General features: G+C 60.4%; 15 protein-coding genes. 8 read left to right on the top strand and 7 right to left on the bottom strand.

Translation table 11 applies throughout. The annotated features are described in order from the left end of the window. Window positions 1-155 precede the first annotated feature (155 nt). The 4 genes from QRM89_RS20495 to QRM89_RS20510 all read right to left on the bottom strand — a co-directional run bounded on the left by QRM89_RS20495 (window position 156) and on the right by QRM89_RS20510 (window position 7,526). Entirely contained in the window at window positions 156-4,577 is a 4,422-nt protein-coding gene (locus QRM89_RS20495; RefSeq protein WP_285448904.1) for an RHS repeat-associated core domain-containing protein, read from the bottom strand. Between the two features lie 197 nt (window positions 4,578-4,774). Further along, window positions 4,775-5,386, bottom strand: a complete 612-nt coding sequence (gene coaE / locus QRM89_RS20500) for a dephospho-CoA kinase (protein ID WP_285448906.1) — start codon at window positions 5,384-5,386, stop codon at window positions 4,775-4,777. Between the two features lie 13 nt (window positions 5,387-5,399). Beyond that, window positions 5,400-6,263, bottom strand: coding sequence for an A24 family peptidase (locus QRM89_RS20505; protein ID WP_011038216.1), 864 nt, complete (start codon window positions 6,261-6,263; stop codon window positions 5,400-5,402). 6 nt (window positions 6,264-6,269) lie between these two features. Continuing rightward, entirely contained in the window at window positions 6,270-7,526 is a 1,257-nt protein-coding gene (locus QRM89_RS20510) for a type II secretion system F family protein (RefSeq protein WP_285448908.1), read from the bottom strand. Between the two features lie 326 nt (window positions 7,527-7,852). Between QRM89_RS20510 and QRM89_RS20515 the strand changes: the two genes are divergently transcribed. From QRM89_RS20515 to pilB, 3 genes are all read left to right on the top strand, one after another. Then, complete coding sequence (locus QRM89_RS20515; RefSeq protein WP_011038214.1) at window positions 7,853-8,293, top strand: pilin; 441 nt, start codon at window positions 7,853-7,855, stop codon at window positions 8,291-8,293. Between the two features lie 79 nt (window positions 8,294-8,372). After that, the gene (locus tag QRM89_RS20520) at window positions 8,373-8,807 is read left to right on the top strand and encodes a pilin (protein WP_011038213.1); all 435 of its coding nucleotides are present in this window, start codon (window positions 8,373-8,375) and stop codon (window positions 8,805-8,807) included. Between the two features lie 64 nt (window positions 8,808-8,871). After that, window positions 8,872-10,605 carry a type IV-A pilus assembly ATPase PilB gene (gene pilB, locus QRM89_RS20525; RefSeq protein WP_115006670.1) on the top strand — a complete coding sequence of 578 codons (1,734 nt, stop codon included), beginning with the start codon at window positions 8,872-8,874 and terminating at the stop codon, window positions 10,603-10,605. Window positions 10,606-11,020: 415 nt separating this feature from the next. On the opposite strand, the gene QRM89_RS20530 is transcribed toward pilB, so the two are convergent. Further along, on the bottom strand, window positions 11,021-12,415 hold the full coding sequence (locus QRM89_RS20530; RefSeq protein ID WP_042594919.1) for a sigma-54 dependent transcriptional regulator: 1,395 nt from the start codon (window positions 12,413-12,415) through the stop codon (window positions 11,021-11,023). A 208-nt stretch (window positions 12,416-12,623) separates the two neighbouring features. Beyond that, the gene (locus QRM89_RS20535; protein WP_285448915.1) at window positions 12,624-14,234 is read right to left on the bottom strand and encodes a HAMP domain-containing sensor histidine kinase; all 1,611 of its coding nucleotides are present in this window, start codon (window positions 14,232-14,234) and stop codon (window positions 12,624-12,626) included. Window positions 14,235-14,467: 233 nt separating this feature from the next. Here QRM89_RS20535 and sucC point away from each other — a divergent pair, with 233 nt between their 5' ends. Together sucC and sucD are read left to right on the top strand one after the other, a co-directional pair. Next, a complete protein-coding gene (sucC, locus tag QRM89_RS20540) occupies window positions 14,468-15,637 on the top strand; it encodes an ADP-forming succinate--CoA ligase subunit beta (RefSeq protein WP_011038209.1) in 1,170 nt (389 codons plus the stop codon). 24 nt (window positions 15,638-15,661) lie between these two features. Further along, a complete protein-coding gene (gene sucD / locus QRM89_RS20545) occupies window positions 15,662-16,537 on the top strand; it encodes a succinate--CoA ligase subunit alpha (protein WP_011038208.1) in 876 nt (291 codons plus the stop codon). Window positions 16,538-16,705: 168 nt separating this feature from the next. Here sucD and QRM89_RS20550 read toward each other — a convergent pair whose 3' ends face one another. Continuing rightward, window positions 16,706-17,644 carry a LysR family transcriptional regulator gene (locus tag QRM89_RS20550; RefSeq protein WP_285448917.1) on the bottom strand — a complete coding sequence of 313 codons (939 nt, stop codon included), beginning with the start codon at window positions 17,642-17,644 and terminating at the stop codon, window positions 16,706-16,708. A 79-nt stretch (window positions 17,645-17,723) separates the two neighbouring features. Here QRM89_RS20550 and QRM89_RS20555 point away from each other — a divergent pair, with 79 nt between their 5' ends. The 3 genes from QRM89_RS20555 to QRM89_RS20565 all read left to right on the top strand — a co-directional run bounded on the left by QRM89_RS20555 (window position 17,724) and on the right by QRM89_RS20565 (window position 19,722). After that, complete coding sequence (locus QRM89_RS20555; protein WP_285448919.1) at window positions 17,724-18,359, top strand: DsbA family protein; 636 nt, start codon at window positions 17,724-17,726, stop codon at window positions 18,357-18,359. Window positions 18,360-18,488: 129 nt separating this feature from the next. Next, a complete protein-coding gene (locus QRM89_RS20560) occupies window positions 18,489-19,310 on the top strand; it encodes an MBL fold metallo-hydrolase (RefSeq protein WP_285448921.1) in 822 nt (273 codons plus the stop codon). 4 nt (window positions 19,311-19,314) lie between these two features. Then, window positions 19,315-19,722: a nuclear transport factor 2 family protein gene (locus QRM89_RS20565; protein ID WP_228424142.1), complete on the top strand. Its 408-nt coding sequence runs from the start codon at window positions 19,315-19,317 to the stop codon at window positions 19,720-19,722. Window positions 19,723-19,790 lie beyond the last annotated feature (68 nt).

Raw genomic sequence — 19,790 nt, forward strand, 5'->3', positions numbered from 1 at the left:
GGAAATAGTTGATATAAGTACCCATTGGCCAGCCATCTCCATTGCAAGCTTGTTGTCAATGTAGACAGGTCCAAACATTAGATATAGGACAACAAGGAAGCAAGAGCTAATAAAAGAGAAAGCTATTCGATAGAGTATTTTCATTCTTCGATCTCTCAGAATGGCGTCTCGACAGGGCTGCATTCATCGCACTTGAGCCACTTCAGGCCAACAAGCTCAGACTTGCCCCACTGAAGCCCGATACCCGCATCAAGGCCGCCGCCACCCAGTGAGCATGAGGTGCCGTTCTTTGAAACGGCAGGTGTCCACTCGCTTCCCATTTGGTATGCATTGCAGCCGCCACCAAAGCCTCCTACGGAAACTCCGGCATTTTCCATAAAAAACAGGCCGACTAAATTACTTGGAACGATATCTGGTAGCTGGTCCTCCAATGTCACATTTCCAGCTGTCGATGTGACCGGAAGATACTTTAATCCCGCCCCAAATCCTGCACCCCATGCTCTCACGAGAACGTGTGCTTTTCGCCCGTTGACACATTGGGATGTGAGATCGAATACGTAAGCACCCACGGATAAAGCACCGACGCCAACAGCAGCAGGCATAGCATTGCCGCTCCAACGAACGAGTCCATTAGTGTCTTTCCACATAAGCGGACTAGATCCGGTGTAGCTATAAGTTGTCGATCCGCCGTCAAGTCCAATCGGATCACTTTGCCCATACCGCCCGGTAGCCGCCTCATAATCCCGGAAGTAGTTCTGATTCAATCCACTCGCCGCATCAAACCGCTGCCCCGGAAAGCGCATATCCAGCACCAGCGCCGCACCATCGCCATCAGGGTCCTGATTCGGCGCGGTGTTGCCGAAAGCTTCGCCCTTCAAACTCCACGTCCACACCGCCATATCGCGGGTTGGATCGATCACCACGCGCGGGCTGCCCAGGTGATCGGGCTCGATGTAGTGCAGCTTGTTGGCGTTAGCCAGCAGGCCGACCGGTAGATCGTCCAGCCAGATTGCCTGCTGCTTGGGTGCGCCGTTGTTGTCGTAGTCACCCAGCCAGTGGCCGGCTTCGTCATAGAGCGTGTAGGTGTTGGTGGTGCCGAGGAAGCGGCGCACCTGTTCGCCACGGCCGTTGTAGCGGTAGTTCATGGTCACCGCGCCGGCGCGGCGGGCCTGGGTCATGCGGCCGGTGGTGTCGTAGGTGTATTGCCGCGCGGTGCCGCCGATGGCGGTGGTGTTGCCGGTGGCATCGTAAGTTCGGGCGACGCCTGCCACGGCGCTGAGGCGATGGCTGTCGGCCGGATAGCTGTAGGCCTGCGTGGCCGTGCCGACCTTGGCGCTGAGGCGGTTGCCGGTGGCGTCGTAGCTGTAGCCATCGATCAGGGTGCCGGTATTCCCGTCCTTGAGGCCGGTCAGGCGGCCCAGGGCGTCGTAGCCCAGGCCGATCTCCGGCGTGGGATTGCCAGCGGGCGTCAATGCGGTGAGGTTGCCGGCCGGGTCGAAGCCGAAGCCGGCTTCCAGTCCGCCCGGGCGGGTGTCCTGGATCGCCTGCGGGCGGTAGTCCAGATCGTAGCGGCGGGCGAGAGTGCGGCCATTGCCGTAGGTCCAGCCGGCAGCCGGGCCGAACGGGTAGTAGCTGGCGTTGCCCAGCAGCACCTGCCGGCTGCCGCCGGCCGGGGTCACGCCGACCTCGGTGGTCTGGCCCTGGGTGTTGCGCACGTAATCGACCACCGCCCCGTCGGGATATGTCATCCGCCGCAACTGGCCGCCGACGGTGTAGTCGTAGCGCAGTACCAGCGCCTTGCCATTGCTGGTCTGCACCTTGCGCACCAGATCGCCGAAGCGGTTGTAGCAGTACTGCGTGATCGCGCCGCCATCCTGCATCTTGGTCAGGCGGCCGATGGAGAAGGTCTCCCCACTCGCGCAGGCCGTCTGCGTCACGTCGTAGGTGTAGCTGACGTTGAGGCCGCTAGTGGGGTAGGTGACCTTGGTCAGGCGATTGAGCGCGTCGTAGCCGTAGGCAGTGGTATTGCCGCGCGCGTCGGTCTGGGTGGCGCGGTTGCCGGCGCTATCGTAGGTGTAGCTGGTGACGCCGGTGTCCGGGCTGGTGAGCTTCACCAGATCGCCGAAGCCGTTGTACTCGTACCTGGTATCCAGGCCCTTGGGGTCGGTGACCTTGGTGAGCTTGTCCAGCGCGTCGTAGTCGAACGTGGTGTTGGCCTTGATGCCGGCCACATCCTGCAGCGTGCGCGAGAGGCGATTGAGCGGGTCGTATTCGCTCTGCGTTGCGGTTGCCAGTGCATCGGTCACCTTGGTGGCGTTGCCGTTGGCGTCGTACTCAAAGTCGGTTGGGTCGCTGCCCGCGGTGGCCTGTGTCTTGAGTTGGCCGAGCTGGTTGTAGACACGCGAGAGCGTGCGCTTCAACGTGCCGGCCGCGTCCTTGGTGTCTTCCTTGACGCGATTGCCGGCGTTGTCCAAGGTGTAATGGACGGTATTGCCCGCGTTATCGGTTATATCGGTCAGCCGATGCGCCGCATCATAAGTAAAGGCGGTGAACGCGCCATCGGGTTGGGTGACCTGCTTGACCAGGCCGGTGGGCCAGTAGTCGATGCGGGTGATGCGGTCATCGGCCTCGCTGGAGTCATCAGCGCCACGCACCTTGCTAGCCGTCAGCCAACCGCGTGGGTGGTAGGTGTAGTCGGTGACGATACCGTTGGCGTCCTTGACGGACAACGGACGGCCTGCGCCGTCGTAGCTCAAATAATTAGTTGCTTGGCCGGACGGCATAATTACCTGTTTTAAGTCTCCTTTTCTATAAAGGCAAGATCCTGCTACATTTGTGCATGTTGCGTCGTCGGCAGAATAATAGTCGTAGCTTGTTCGGTCAGTGGTCCCACGCTGCGGTCCATCTTTAGAGCTAGGTAGCCCAAGCAAAGGACAGGAATTTCCTGCCAGATCGCAGTATTCGTACGCAATCGACCTGTCTAAAAGACCACTTGCCTGTTCGGATAGAGAGGTAACTTGACGTCTAGAGTTGTACGTGTAAATTGAGTTCTTCAATAAAATGCCGGAATGGCTGTAGGCTCGCAAGGAAATAGGCGCCTTCTTTGATTTATCCCAATCCGTTTCGTTGCGGCGTTCAAATTTTGATTCGGGTGCTTCTAATCTAATTTTTTCGTTATTTTCATCGTCATACTCGTATTTTGTCAGGGTTCCGTTCCGCACAATGCTTGCTAGTAGTCCATTTGTGTATTTATAAATAACGGACTTTGGGGGGCACCCATCACATCCGTCACTAAATGAAGATTCAATCAAGTTTCCCTTCTCGAACTTCATTAGCGACTCTCGCCAGCCACCTGTAGGCTTATTTGCAACCGACTGAAGACTGCCGCCCATTGTGGAAAAGCTAATGCTAAAGGTGTCGGCACCGTTTGCCAGTCCAGTCTTATAAGCTTTGTTGTTTGCATCATACCAAGTAGATGAAAGCCGATTTCCTGATTCATCTACGACCCCAGTTAGCGATCCGGGGCTTGTGTAAGGATTAACATAACCTTCCTCATTGTAGAGGTAGATTTTTTGAAATCCATCTGGATAGGTTACGGATCGCAACAGCTTGGAGTCATAGTTAAAGACTATTTTTTTTCCATCAGGAGCGATGATGTGGTCAACTAGATTGTCGTTGTTGTAATGAAAGGATAACGTCCGCCCTTGGTCGTCTCGTACATTTTCGAGAAAGCCAGATGTAGAATAATTTAGTGTTGCAAAACGGCCGGACGCTTTTGAAATCCTCTTAAGTTCCCCTAGCGATGAGTATTCCTCTGTCTCTCCATTGGTAAGCGTAACAATCCAGCCCGGGGAGTCGGGTAGCTTCTCAAGAATCTCGGAACGCCCAGTATCTGGAATCCAGACTCCTTCCACCTGCGTGAACTGAATTGCCTGACCATCAGGCCTAGATAGATATGCGATAGGCTTGCCGATAGTCGGTGGCCAAATTAGAGATCGTCCGTAGGTAAATGTTATTTTTTCACCGAATATAGAAGAGCGCGCTCCGGCATAGCCAGGCTCATACTGGGAGTTATAAGTCCAGGAAAGGTCAAGGAAGCCACTCGGGGATGCCTTTATTTCTTGTATCGTCTCAAACTTATTGCCAGTAATAGCATTAATGGGGTCGCCTAGGCATTGCTCCGGGCATCCTGGCGTTCCAAGTGATTTTCGCTTTGGCGGAGGCTCGGCGCCGCCGAATGTTAGGATCGAAAGATGGAATGGAACAACCTTGATTGTGTTTTGCTCCCAAAACCAGCCTCCGCCAAGTCGACCTTCAGTCGGAGTATTGCCGCCACTCTGTCCGCAATAGTCGGATGTGTAGCCATGCTTGTTAGCCAATGCGGCGCAAGTCGCAAATGCCTCGCTGTATGTTGCGCAGTGCCCCTCATAAACGTAGTGAGTGTTAGATTCGGGGAATAATGAGTAAACCTCTTGGGTGCAGGCGGCAGAGGCATTTGTAGAAAATACGGAAATAGCGATCAAGAAAGTCGCGACAACCACTGAGCGTAAGTGATGAGTTGAGATGGACTTCTTCATTCTAAAAAAGTGTGCGATGACCCCTTCTAGATTTTTCATAGTTCTATCCTTGTAGTGATATATTGCTATTTGCCTAATGTGGTGCTGTCAATTTTGCTTAGCTTTGATATTATTTAATGCGGGGGGCATTGGTTTTAATTTGAGTGCATTTATATTTTTGCTGCATGATTCTGCGTCAGGATTCTAAGGTGGAAGATTCAATTTCCTATCGCTGCCGTTCGAAATTGCATATTTAATCTTCGTGCTTCCACTGCTAGTAGCTCTGGCTGATCGCAGTTGCTCACGACATCATCTGCAATGGCCAAGCGCTGTTCACGCGAGGCTTGCGCGGCAATCATCTGATCAGCCAGCATTGATGAAGTGCCGTCGCGCTGCATCAGGCGAGCGTGTTGAAGCGACACTGGAGCATCGATGACAAGGATGCGATCCAACCAGGGATACGTGGCTCGGCCGCCCGCCTCGGCCAGCAAGGGGATCGCAACGATGGCGTAAGCGCCTTCGGCCGCCTGCGCGGCGCGCTGCAGTTCTGCACGAATGGCAGGGTGCGTGATGGCTTCCAGCGCTTTGCGTTGACTTGGATCGTCAAAAACAACGTTGCGTAAGGCTCGCCGGTCCAGCCTGCCATCAGGCATCAAGATGTCTGGACCAAATCGGCCCACGATTGCGTCCAGAATTGGCCCTGGCTCTACCACTTGCCGCGCAACGACATCGGCATCGACCACCGGCACGCTCAACTTCTCGAACTCAGCGGCGAGTGCGCTTTTGCCGGAGGCGATGCCGCCGGTGAGGCCGACGATGAAGTTGCTCATCGTCGTGGCTTGCTCAGCGCAGGCCTGCGAAGCGCAGGTAGCCATCCACCAGGTCGTTACCCCAGAAGAACACCACCCAGCCGGCGATGGCCAGATAAGGCCCGAACGGAATCGGCGTGGCGCGGTCGCGCCCCTTGGCGAACAGCCAGATCGAACCGAGCACGGCGCCGACTAGCGAGGAGATCAGGATGATCGGCAGGATGCCCTTTAACCCACACCACGCCCCCAGCGCAGCCAGCAGCTTGAAGTCGCCGTGGCCCATCCCTTCCTTGCCGGTGAGCTGTTTGAATAGCCACCACACCGTCCACAGCGAGACATAGCCGACCGCCGCGCCCAGCAGGGCGGGCTTGGCTGGCATGTAAAGGTTGTCCATCGAACCGACCAAACCTAGCCACATCAGCGGCAAGGTCAGCTGGTCCGGCAGCAGCTTGTGGCGCAGGTCGATACCCGACATCGCGACCAGGAAGCAGCTCAGCACGATTGCGCCAAAGCCCTGCCAGCCAAAGCCAAAGCGCCAGACGCTGGCCACGCACAGGATCGAGGTCAGCAACTCCACCAGCGGGTACTGGATGGAGATCGGCTTGCCGCTGTAGCGCGACTTGCCGCGCAGCATCAGCCAGCTGAAAAGCGGAATGTTTTCCCACCACTTGAGCTTGTCGCCAGTGACCGGGTCGTGCGACGGCTCGACCACGATCCCCGGCGGCGGCGGCTCATAGATGTCCGGCAGCTCCAGGATCTCGCGCGCGTCGCGACGCCACTGCCACTCCATGCGCTTGGGTAAGCGCAGGATCACCACGTTCAGGAAGCTGCCGATCAGCAGTCCCAGTCCGGCCGCGGCGGGAAAGCCGAGACCGGGATGCTGGTCGAGAAATGCCATTACGTTTTAGACCACTGAGCCAAGTTTGAAGATGGGAAGATACATGCCAATGACCATGCCGCCCACAATTGTGCCAATAAAAACCATGATCAATGGTTCCAGTAAGCTGCTCAATGCATCCACGGCATTATTAACTTCTTGCTCGAAATATTCAGCCACTTTGAACAACATGGCATCCAGGGCGCCAGCTTCTTCGCCGATCGAGGTCATCTGAACCACCATGTGTGGGAAAAGATTGACCTGCTTCATCGCCATGTTGACAGGGTAGCCTACCGAGACATCATCGCGCATACGAAGCACAGCTTCCTCATAAACTTTATTACCGGTGGCGCCAGCCACAATGCTCAAGGCTTCAACTAAAGGAACGCCAGCTTTGAACGTAACGGCAGTGGTTCGCGCAAATCGGGCGATAGAGCTATTATGCATGATCTGGCCAATGACTGGGACCTTCAAGACCAATCTATCCATTCCATGTCGCATGCGAGGCGAGCGCTTGTAAGCAAAAATGAATCCTGCAATTGCTGCCATGCTACCAAGTAGCATAAGCCACCAATAAGACACCATGAAACGCGACGCCGCGACGATCATCTGAGTGAAAGCTGGTAGTTCTGCTCCGAATCCTTTGAATACGTCTTCAAATTGCGGGACAACAAATACAAGTAATATTCCGCTCACAATAATTGCAACGGCCATTACCATTGCAGGATAAAATAAAGCTTTCTTTATTTTTCCCTTCAGTGCTTCAATGTTTTCTTTGTAATTTGCAACTGTGTCTAAAACGGTTTCTAGAACGCCGGCACCTTCGCCTGCTCGTACCAAATTTCGATAGAGGTCGTCGAATTGGACTGGATGCCTAGAAATTGCTTCATGGAGTGAAGACCCTCCTTCAATGTCGGTCCTAATTTGACCAACCATTTTTTTCATGCGGGGATTTTTGTGCCCCTCTCCGATGATTTCAAGCGATCCAACAATAGGTACGCCCGACTTCATCATTGTTGCCATCTGGCGACTGAAAAAGGCGATATCTTTTGAAGAAATTTTCTTGCCAGCGGCGCCGAAAAGCGGCTTAGGCTTCGTCTTTACAACTAAAGGTGTGATGCCCTGCCGCCGAAGCTCAGCGCGGAGCATGTTCGCGTTGCGAGCAGGTTGTTCCCCCTTCATCTTGATGCCGCGCTTGTCCGTACCCTCCCAGACAAATGGGACCATCTCGTTTACGTTCCGGTCTATCGGCTGCTTCTTCATGCTGCTACGAGCGATTGACATAACTATTCCCCGCGACCATCCCCAGGCCGGTGCTCGCCAATAGTAGCTTGTTTGCAAGATCTCAGCATGCTCCCAAAGGGCCTGTCTTAGGCCAGGAAGGGGTCCAAAACTGACCCGTAGCGTCACTTGCGTCTGGGCCTCGCACTTCTCAGCTTGTGTACTTCCCTTGAGCGCTTGTCTCTGCAACTATTCCCACGGGGCGCATTGATGTGGGCCAACTTGGCACGGAATGTGCTTGAGCCCATTCGGCGGCAAGCTGCAAATGTGCTTTACTTCAGCAAAGCGGTTAGCAACTGAATCATTCAACTCTCTAGGGGATGTAGACAATGAAAAAGCAAAATGGTTTTACACTGATCGAACTCATGATCGTCGTTGCGATCATCGCTATTCTGGCCGCTATCGCTTTGCCGGCGTACCAGGATTACCTCGCTCGTTCGCAGGTTTCGGAAGGCTTGTCTTTGGCGTCGGGTGCAAAGACAGCTGTCGCTGAAACTTATGCTAACACCGGTGCCTTCCCGGCGACCAATGCCGCCGCTGGCCTTGAGGCTGCTGCGAACATCAAGGGTAAGTACGTTACGTCTGTGACGGTGGGGGCGGGTGGGATCATCACCGCGGCATTCAATACTGCTAATGCAAAGTTGAGTGGCAAGAATCTGGTCCTGACCCCGACTGACAATAACGGTTCGATCAGCTGGGGGTGCACCAACGGCACCACGATTGATCAGAAGTATCTGCCGACCTCTTGCCGCACTGCGGCGGCTCCGTAATCAAAGCTCATGTTGAAAGGCCCCGGCTCGCCCGGGGCTTTTTTACTTCTGACTGAGTGTTAAGCTCAAAGGGGGCAAAGTGAGGGTCCGAGGATTCACTTTGATTGAGTTGATGATCGTGGTTGCGGTTATCGCTATTCTGGCAGCGATAGCATTGCCTGCCTACCAAGACTACCTCGTTAGAGCTCAGGTGTCAGAGGGTCTAAGTCTGGCCTCAGGCGCAAAGGTGGCTGTCGAAGAGTTCCACTGGGCTAAGAGTGCGTCACCAAGCACAAATATTGAGGCTGGATTGGGGAGTCCTGAAAGCATTAAAGGGAAGTATGTCTCCTCAGTCACGGTTGAGGTCGATGGAGTTATTACTGTCGCCTTTTCTAGCGGGGATGCTAGTCGAAGCATACGAACGTCACATTTGCAATTGGTGCCTGACTGGTCGGGAGCAGGTTCGACCGTATGGCGATGCAACGGCTCCGGGACTACTATTCAGTCAAAGTATCTTCCTCAAGCATGTAGATGATTTTCGCGGTTGTGCTTGAAATCGGCTTAGAAAAATCAAATGCTTGTCCTTTCGTAGGTGCGTAATGAGCGTTGTGCTAACGGCTAATCTTGTTGGAATCACGGGCATTGCTCGACGTCTTGTGCAAGACGGTGCGCTCGAAGAGGCGGTTGCTCGTGGTGCGATGGATCAGGCAGCACTCGCCAAAGTGCCTTTACCCCAGTGGTTTGCTGAAAAAAAGCTAGTCTCTGCTGCGCAGCTCGCCTCTGCCAATGCAGTTGAGTTCGGTATGCCGCTGATGGATGTGTCGGTGTTCGACGCCAGCCAGAACGCGGTCAAGCTGGTCAGTGAGGAGTTGCTTCAGAAGCATCAGGTACTGCCGCTGTTCAAGCGCGGCAACCGGTTGTTCGTGGGGGTGAGCAATCCGACCCAGACCAGAGCGCTGGACGACATCAAGTTTCACACCAATTTGGTGGTCGAGCCGATTTTGGTCGACGAGGACCAGATCCGTCGCACCTTGGAGCAGTGGCAGGCCAGCAATGCGGCGCTCGGCTCCTCGCTCGGCGACGACGATGATGAAATGGGGGATCTGGACGTCTCCACCGGGGACGAGGACATGGGCGCCGGCGGGGATTCCGGAGTCGATGCCAAGGGCGATGACACGCCGGTGGTGAAATTCGTCAACAAGGTGCTGGTGGATGCGATCCGGCGGGGAGCCTCGGACATCCATTTCGAGCCTTATGAAGATGACTACCGGGTGCGGTTGCGGATCGATGGGCTGTTGAAGAACGTGGCCAAGGCGCCGGTGAAGCTCAGCCAGCGCATTGCGGCGCGTTTGAAGGTGATGTCGCAGCTGGACATCGCCGAGAAGCGGGTGCCGCAGGACGGGCGCATCAAGCTCAACCTGTCCAAGACCAAGCAGATCGACTTCCGCGTGAGCACCTTGCCGACCTTGTTCGGCGAAAAGGTGGTGCTGCGTATCCTGGACGCCAGTGCGGCCAAGCTCGGTATCGAGAAGCTGGGCTATGAGGCGGACCAGCAGAAGCTGTTCCTGGATGCGATCCACAAGCCCTACGGCATGGTGCTGGTGACCGGGCCGACCGGTTCGGGCAAGACGGTGTCGCTGTATACCGCGCTCGGGATTCTCAACGACGAGACGCGCAACATTTCCACGGCCGAGGATCCGGTCGAAATCCGGTTGCCCGGCGTCAATCAGGTGCAGCAGAACGTCAAGCGGGGCATGACCTTTGCCGCTGCGCTGCGGTCGTTCCTGCGTCAGGACCCGGACATCATCATGGTCGGCGAAATCCGCGACCTGGAGACGGCCGAGATTGCGATCAAGGCGGCGCAGACCGGCCACATGGTGCTGTCGACACTGCACACCAACGATGCGCCGCAAACCATTGCGCGTCTGATGAACATGGGTATCGCGCCGTACAACATCACCTCCTCGGTGACCCTGGTCATCGCGCAGCGTTTGGCACGGCGGCTGTGCAACAACTGCAAGCGCAAGTCGACGCTGCCGGAACATGCGCTGCTGGCGGAAGGTTTTACGCCGGAGCAGGTTGCGAACATCGAGCTCTATGAGGCAGTCGGTTGCGATGAATGCACGGAAGGCTACAAAGGCCGTACCGGCATCTATCAGGTGATGCCGATGACCGATGAAATCGGCGCGATCGTGCTGGAAGGCGGCAATGCGATGCAGATCGCCGAGGCTGCGCAGAAGATCGGTATCCGCGACTTACGCCAGTCGGCGTTGATGAAGGCTTCGCACGGCGTGACCAGCCTGGCCGAGATCAATCGTGTGACCAAGGACTGAGTGGCCGGGAATTGGGAATCGGGAGTGGGGAATCGGAACGGCCCGCTCTGGATATAGCGATTTAGCTCTTGATCTATAGGCTTGCGATCAGGGCAGTCGCAAGGCCTTGCCGAACGGCGCTTCCTCCTGGCGGGTAGCGCCGTTTTCTTTTGGGGCAGCTATCGAAACGCGTGCGTCGCCATAAGCGGGCGCGACCAGTGCTCGTTAGTCCTCAGGCACCCCGTGCGCGCCGGTTCCTCCGTGCCGTCCGCCCGCCTGACAGGTGCTAGCGACGTTTCGCAGCCGCTCTGAGTTGAGCACAGCAGCGTGCAAAAGATGCCGTATCCAGCAGCGATGGACGGCGGGGCCAGAACAATCGAAACCAACCAACCCGCTTTTACGGTTCCCGATTCCCCACTCCCAATTCCCCGCCCCTCTACTCCATCCCCAACTTCTTCAGCTTGTAGCGCAACGCACGAAACGTGATGCCTAGCTGGGCGGCGGTTTTGGTCTTGTTCCAGCGGTTTTCTTCCAGCGCCTTCTGGATCGCGGCGCGTTCCAGTTGTTCGATGTAGGAGGGCAGGGCGGAGGAGGCCGGGTCGATGTCGACCACCGCTTCGCGCGGTTCAACCGCAGCGGTGCCCGGGCTGGCGGCAAGGCGGTGGCCGCCATGGGCGGGCAGGCGCAGGTCAGTGGCGCTGATCTGGTCGTCTTCGGCCAGGGCAAGCGCACGTTCGAGAATGTTTTCTAGCTCGCGCACGTTGCCCGGGAAGCCGTATTGGTTCAGGGCATCGAGCGCGGACTGGGTGAGCAATGGGATCGGGCGGCCATGGCTGCGGGCCAGGCGCGCAATGATGGCGGCGGCCAGTTGCGGCAGGTCGCCACTGCGCTCGCGCAGCGGTGGCACACGCAGCTCGATCACGTTGATGCGGTAATACAGGTCGTGACGAAAACGGCCGTCGGAGACCAGGTCGCCCAGGTCCTTGTGCGTGGCCGACAGAATGCGCACGTCCACCAGCGTCTCGCCCGAGGCGCCGACCGGGCGCACCGATTTTTCCTGGATGGCGCGCAGCAGCTTCACCTGCATCTGCAGCGGCAGCTCGGCCACTTCGTCCAGAAACAGCGTGCCGCCATGCGCGGCCTGAAACAGGCCCGGTTTGTCGGCATGCGCGCCGGTAAAGCTGCCCTTCTTGTGACCGAAGAACTCGCTCTCCATCAGCTCGGCCGGGATCGCGCCGCAGTTGACCGGAATGAACGGCCCGGCCGCGCGTGCGCCTTGCTCGTGGATGGTGCGGGCCACCAGTTCCTTGCCCACGCCGGATTCGCCAACGATGTAGACCGGCGCCTGGCTGCGCGCGACCTTGCCGATGGTGGAGCGCAGGCTTTCCATGGCGGTCGAATCGCCGAGCAGGCGGCTGGCCTGTTCCGGCGGGGGCGGTGGCGGCGCCGGCCGGTCGCGGTTGTTCAATTCCAGTGCGTGCTTGACCAGGCCGCGCAGCACGCTGATGTCCACCGGCTTGCTGACGAAGTCGAACGCGCCGGCTTTCAGCGCTTCCACCGCCAGGTCCATGCTGCCGAACGCGGTGATCATCGCCACCGGCGTCTGCGGGTATTGGCGCGCGATCTCGGTCACCAGCTCGATGCCGTTGCCGTCGGGCAACCGCATGTCGGTCAGGCACAGGTCGTACGGGTTGCTGGCCAGCAATTCGCGCGCTTCGGCCAGGTTGGCGGCGGTGCTGATGCGCAGCCCCATGCGGCCCAGGGTGAGAACAAGCAATTCGCGGATGTCACGCTCGTCATCGACGACCAGGGCACTTTTCGTTTCGTTCATGTTGCGCACGATAGCCCAGCGTGATGACAGTCGACAATTACCGGCGCTGTTGGACCTGAAGCGTCATGTGTTGGGCGTGCAGGGCCGCCACCGATGTTCGTCCCACGTTCCGTGCTATGAGGCCTCGCGCGCGCGGAGATCGATGCTGATTGCAAGCCGGTTGTTGCCCGTGCAGGACAGCCGGCCTGCGCAGAGTTGCTCTGCTCGCCTACTTGCCGAATAGCCCATTCGGGCCCTGTAGCAGGATGCGGAAACACGCGCCGCCGCCGGGGACGGAGACGTAATCCAGTTGCGCCTGGTTGGCGCGGCACAGCTCCTGGGCGATATACAGGCCGAGCCCGGTGCCGTGTTCGGAGGTGGTGTAGAACGGCCGGAACAGTTGCGCTGCCACCGTCTCCGGAATGCCGGGGCCACGGTCGATCACGTCGATGGCCACCATGCGCTCGCGCCGCTCCACCCGCATCTTCACCCGTGCCGGCTCGTCCAGGACGCGGCCGTACTTGAGTGCGTTGTGCACCAGCGCGGTCAGGACCTGATGCAGGTGCTTGGGGTCGATCAAGGCGTGCACCGAGGCGCCCTCGATGCTGGCTTCCAGGATGTCGGTCTCCATCGACAAGGTCTGCCGGTATTCCACGACGAAGCGGCGCACGAACGCGGCCAGGTCCAGGTTTTCCGGGTTGGCGCGCTCGCGCCGGGCCAGGCCGAGCACGCTTTCGACGATGCCGTTGGTGCGCTGGCATTGCTGGTGGATGATCTGCAACAGGCGGCGGTCGGCATCGCCGATGTCCGGCGATTCTTCCAGCAGCTGCGAGGCGTAGTTGATGGCCGCCAGCGGGTTGCGGATCTCGTGGGCCAGGCTGGCCGAGAACCGGCCCATGGCCGAGAGGGTCAGCGATTCGGCGCGCCGCGAGACCACGCTGGCATCGTCCAGGAAGATCAGCACCAGGTCGCTGTCGGCGAGCAGGCGCACGAAGCGCGGCTGCACTTCGGGGCGGTCCGCGCCCAACTGCAGCGGGGATTCTTCCTGGCGCCAGCCGCTGCGCCAGCGCTGCAGCCGGCGCGCCAGTTCCGGGGTGAGCGCGGCCAATGCCAGGTCGGCCGGGGCGTTGCGCTGGTCGCCGTCGCCGAGCAATGCCAGGGCGGCTTCGTTGGCCAGGGTGATGCGGTTGTGGGTATCGACCACCAGCACGCCGGTGCGCATGCGGCGGATGATCAACTCGTTGATTTCGTAAAGGTTGGCGACCTGCGCGCCGCGCTGTTCGGCCAGCGCCTGGTTGCTGCGCGCGCGCGAGGCGATCTGCTGGCAGATGTAGGCCACCGCCACGTAGCTGGTGGCGAACATGGCCAGCTCGGCCACCGGGCGGGTGGTGCCGCCTTCCAGCAGCGTCCACAGGTACTCCAGCACGATCGCGGTGCTGGCCACCACCGCGACACTCATGCCGTAGCGCAGCCGCAGCAGGATCGAGCCGGCCGCGACGTTGAACAGCAGCATCATCGCGATGCCGGCGCTGGCGCCGGGCAGGGCGTGCGTGGCCAGGGTCGCGGCCAGGATGTCGGCCAGCACCGCGCACAGCACGGTGGCGGTGAGGCGGCGCTCACTGCGGCCCCAGAACAGCAGCGGGATGGCCATCGACAGATAGCCGATCGCCACGCCGGCGGCCAGGCGCGGGTAGCGTGGCTCGGGGATGGCGTCGGACAACGGGCTGAACACCAGCGCGGCGATCAGGCCGGCCACCAGCACCCGGTACAGCGAGAAGAAATACAGCTCGCGCTGCGGTGCCGACTGGATCCGGTCGATGAGCGATACGCTGGATGCCACGCCTGAACCCCCTGCTGAAACGAGCCGCGAGTATAGGCAGCTGCGCCGCCCACGGCCGCTTGCGCATGCATTCACGCATTGCGCAAGCGCACAGATCTGGCTGCCAATGCCGGCGAATTTTGCGCCGCAGGGCGTGGTCGGCCACAATAGGCGGCCCGCTCGCGTCTCCCGACGTGACCGCCCCGTCGGTCTGCGTTGCGCGCAGCGGTCGTTTCCTTTTCCCACGGTGACGCATGAATTTCCACGAATACCAGTCAAAACAGCTGCTTGCCGAGTACGGCATCCCCGTCCCGGCCGGTAAGGTCGCGTCCACGCCGGACGAAGCGGTTGAAGTCGCCAACTCCTTGGGCAAGGGCCCCTGGATGGTCAAGGCGCAGATCCACGCGGGCGGCCGCGGCAAGGCTGGCGGCGTCAAGTTCTGCAAGACCACCGACGACGTGAAGGCCGCAGCAGACAAGATGCTCGGCACCAAGATGTCCACCTACCAGACCGCAGGCGTCGAGTTGCCGGTCAACCTTGTGCTGGTGACCACCGCCGGCGAGATCGTCAAGGAGCTGTACCTGTCGATCCTGGTCGACCGCGGCACCAAGACCATCACCTATATCGCCTCGAGCGAGGGCGGCGTGGAGATCGAACAGGTCGCCGCCGAGACGCCGGAGCTGATCCACTCGCTCAACGTCGATTTCGTCGAAGGCGTGCAGGGCTACCACGGCCGCGATTTCGGCTTCAAGCTCGGCCTCAATGCCAAGCAGGCCGGCCAGTTCGCCAGCATCATGGTGAACCTGTATCGCCTGTTCAACGACAAGGACCTGGCGCTGGTTGAAATCAACCCGCTGGCGATCCTGGACGACGGCAACCTGTACGCGCTGGACGGCAAGTTCGACAGCGACGACAACGCCGCATTCCGTCAGAAGGCGCTGGTCGCCATGCGCGACAAGACCCAGGAAGACGAGACCGAAGTGACTGCTTCGGAGCTGGACATCAACTACGTCACCATGGACGGCAACATCGGTTGCATGGTCAACGGCGCCGGTCTGGCCATGGCCACCATGGACGTCATCAAGCTCAACGGCGGCGAGCCGGCGAACTTCCTGGACGTGGGCGGCGGTGCCAACAAGCAGCGCGTCATCGAAGCGTTCAAGCTGATCCTGTCCTCGGACAAGGTCGAAGGCATTTTCGTCAACATCTTCGGCGGCATCGTCCGCTGCGACATGATCGCCGAAGGCATCATTGCCGCGGTCAAGGAAGTGGGCGTCAAGGTGCCGGTCGTGGTGCGCCTGGAAGGCACCAACGTGGAAGAAGGCAAGCAGCTGCTGCGTGACAGCGGCATGGCCATCATCCCGGCCGACAACATCAACGACGGCGCCAAGAAGGTCGTTGAAGCTGTCAAGAACGCTGCCTGATCCACGACACCGAAGGAACTATCCATGTCCGTTTTGATTAACAAGAACACCAAGGTGATCGTGCAGGGCTTCACCGGCCAGCAGGGCACCTTCCACGCCACTCAGATGATCGAGTACGGCACCCAGGTCGTTGGCGGCGTGACGCCGGGCAAGGGCGGCACCACGCATATCGATCTGCCGGTGTTCAACACCGTGGCCGACGCCGTGCAGAGCACCGGCGCCGACGCGTCGGTCATCTACGTGCCGCCGCCGTATGCGGCCGATGCGATCCTGGAAGCGGCTGCGGCCGGCATCAAGGTCATCGTGTGCATCACCGAAGGCATCCCGGTGCTGGACATGCTGCGTGTCAAGAACGTGCTGACCCGTTCGCATCCGGACACTGTGCTGATCGGGCCGAACTGCCCCGGCGTGATCACCCCGGGCGAGTGCAAGATCGGCATCATGCCGGGCCACATCCACAAGCCGGGCAAGATCGGCATCGTGTCGCGTTCGGGCACCCTGACCTATGAAGCGGTCAAGCAGACCACCGAAGTGGGCCTGGGCCAGAGCACCTGCATCGGCATCGGTGGCGATCCGATCAACGGCCTGAATTTCGTCGACTGCCTCAAGCTGTTCAACGAAGACCCGCAGACCGAAGGCATCATCATGGTCGGCGAAATCGGTGGCGACGCCGAGGAAGCCGGTGCCGAGTACATCAAGCAGTTCGTGAAGAAGCCGGTCGTCGGCTTCATCGCCGGTGCTTCGGCGCCGGCCGGCAAGCGCATGGGCCACGCCGGTGCGATCGCATCGGGCGGCAAGGGCACCGCCGAAGGCAAGTTCGCAGCGATGGAAGCGGCCGGCGTCAAGACCGTCCGTTCGCCGGGCGATCTGGGCGCGGCCATTGCCGCGCTGGTGAAGTAAGCACTACCTCGCGCGCGCAAGCGTGTGACTAAGAGGCCGCCTTCGGGCGGCCTTTTTTATGCGCGGATGCAGCGTTGAATGTGACGCGGACTGTGGCCTGGTTATCGCAACTACGCAACGTGATGGCGAGGCAGACTGCGATCGACTAGGTGCGCTGCCGCGCGTGATTCACTGTTGCTGCAAGGTGTGCTGCTCCAGCAACAGCTCGACGAAGGCGCGCACCTTCGCCGGCCGAAAGCGTGCTGCCGGAAACACGGCATGGATGCCGCCGGAGGGCAGCTGCCACTGCGGCAGCACGTGCAGCAGGCGGCCGGCCGCCAGGTCGTCGGCCACCACATACTCGGGCAGCACCGACAGCCCGACGCCATGGCAGACCGCTTCGCGCACTGCGAGCGTGGCATCGAGCAAGACGCTCGCGTGCAGGTGCACCATCTGGTGTTCGCCGTCGGCATGGGTGAAGTGCCACTGCTGATACGTGCGCAAGGCGGTGTTGGCGACGAAGGGCAGCTGGCCAATCTCTTGCGGCGAGGCAATCACCGATAGCTGCCGTGCCATGGCGGCCGGGGCCACCAGCAGTTGCCGGAACGCGCCGATCTTGCGGGCCTGCAGCGCGCTCTCCGCCAGCCATCCAACACGGATCGCCAGTTCGATGTGGGAACTCATCAGATCCAGGGTCTGGTCGCTCAGGACCGCGTCCACCTTGCAGGCGGGATGGCGCCGGGTGAATTCGGCGATGGCCGGCACCACGACGCGCACGCCGTAATCCAGCGGCGCTTTGAGGCGCAGTACGCCAGACAGCTCGGTTGCGGTATCGGTGAGGCTGTCGAAGGCATCGTCCGTGGCGCGCAGGATCGCCGCGCACCGCAGGTAGAACGCCTGGCCCAGCTCGGTGGTGCGGACCTTGCGCGTGGTACGCAGCAGCAGCGAGGTATGGCATTCGCGCTCCAGCCGCGCCACCTGCTGGCTGACCACCGCCTTGGTGATCCCTAGCCGCTCGGCCGCAGCGGTGAATGAGCCGGTTTCCACCACCGCCACGAAGTAGGCGAGGCGGCGCAGGTTGCCCAGGCCACCGGGGCCGACCTCGACATGATTGTGTGTGCTTGGCATACAGTCTGTGTAGGGCGGATGGATTCAAGAGTCAACCGTCGGCCTCTAGCATGGCGTTCTCTTCCTACGGTGCGCGCACATGACCACCACCGTCTATTCGCTCTACGATCCGTTGTGCGGCTGGTGTTACGGCGCCATGCCGGCACTGGCCGCGCTGCGGGCTGCCGGCGTCAACGTGGAATTACTGCCATCGGGACTGTTCCTGGGCGCCGGTGCGCGTGCCATGGACGACACCTTCGCCGCGTATGCGTGGACGAATGACCAGCGCATCGCGCAGCTTACCGGGCAACGCTTCACCGAGCAGTATCGGCAGCACGTGCTTGCCGACCGCCAGCAGCGCTTCGACAGCGGCCCGGCAACGCTCGCGCTCACCGCCGTGGCGCAGACCGAGCCTGCGCGCGAATGGGAGGCGCTGGATGCGATCCAGCAAGCGCGCTATGTCGATGGTAAGGACGTCACCGCAATGTCGACGCTGGCCGGCATTCTGCAGGCACTGGGCCTGCAGCGCGCCGCCGCGCAGATCGCCCAGCCCGATGCGGCACTGATCGCTGCCGCCCAGGCGCGCATCGCCACTGCGCAGTCGTTGCTGCAGGCGTTCAATGCGCGCGGTGTGCCGACATTGATCGCACAGCGGGCAGACACGCGCTGGTTGCTCGATACCCGCGAGGCGTACGGCAACCCGCAGGCATTGCTCGGTCAGCTGCGCGCTGCCTGAGGCCACACGCACGCGGTACCCGTTCCACTCTCTCACCCAAAGGACTGCGCAATGGCAACCCGACGCGATGTCATCAAAACCCTGGCCGCCGCGACTGCCGCGACGGCCTTTCTCAAAGGAACTAGCGCCATGGCTGCAACCAGCACACTGACCTACCAGCACTTCCCGGCCGGCGAGCACGGCTTCTTCCGCGCGCCGGTGTTGATCTCCGGCGCCCGCGAGGCGGTGTTGATCGATGGCGGCTTCACCTTGCCGGATGGCAAGGCGCTGGCCGAGGCGATCCGCGCCAGCGGCAAGACCCTGACCACCATCTACATCAGCCAGAGCGACCCGGATTATTACTTCAGCCTGGCGCCCATCGCCGCGGCATTCCCGGATGCCAAGGTGTTGGCGGCGTCGGCCACGATTGCCGCGATCAAGGGCAACGTGGAGAAAAAGCTGGCCACCTGGGGCCCGCAGCTCAAGGACAACGGCCCGCAGTCACTGGCCGACATCGTGATGCCGCAGGCCTTCGACGGCGCCGCGCTGACGTTGGAAGGGCATGCGCTGGAAATCGTCGAGGCTGCTGGCCTGGCCAATCGCCGCTATGTGTGGGTGCCGTCACTCAAGGCGATCTTCGGTGGCGTGCTGGTGTTCTCCGGCACGCATGTGTGGACCGCCGATACCAAGGGCGCGGACGGCCGCGCGGCATGGCGCAAGACGTTGGAGACGATGGCGGCGCGCACGCCGGCGGTGGTCGTACCGGGCCACATGGCCGTGGGTGCTCCCACCGATGCCACGGCCATTGCCTACACGCGCGATTACCTGCTGGCATTCGAAGAAGCGCTTGCCAAACACACCACCAGCGCCGCGTTGATCGACGCGATGACCAAGCGCTACCCCACCGCGGGCATGGACGTGGCTTTGCAGATTGGCGCGAAGGTCGCCACCGGCGAGATGCCGTGGGGGTGATGCGATGACCACACGCCTCGACATCATTCGCGCCACCTACGAAGGCAGCCCGGACGACAACGCCCGGCACCTGCGTGCCGCATTGGCGCCCGACGCGCAGTGGACCGAAGCGGCCGGCTTCCCGTATGCCGGCACCTACGTCGGTGCCGATGCCATCTTCGCCAATGTGTTTGCGCGCCTGGCCAGCGAATGGGAGGGCTACCAGGCCAAGGTGCATACCTATCTGGCTGATGGCGATCATGTGGCGGCCTTCGGTATGTATTCCGGCCGCTACAAAGGCACTGGCAAGCACATGCAGGCGACGTTCGCGCATCTGTATGCATTCGTCGACGGCAAGATCGTGCGCATGCAGCAGGTCGTCGACAGCGCAATCGTGCAGCAGGCCGTGCAGCAGGCCGTGCAGGCGGGCTGAGCCAGCCGCCGCGGCAGATCGACCGGCGCACACTGCAAGGCGGTGCGCCGGTCGATCGCAGGCACCGC

The sequence above is a fragment of the Xanthomonas sp. LMC-A-07 genome (genome assembly GCF_030208825.1).
Taxonomy (GTDB): domain Bacteria; phylum Pseudomonadota; class Gammaproteobacteria; order Xanthomonadales; family Xanthomonadaceae; genus Xanthomonas; species Xanthomonas campestris.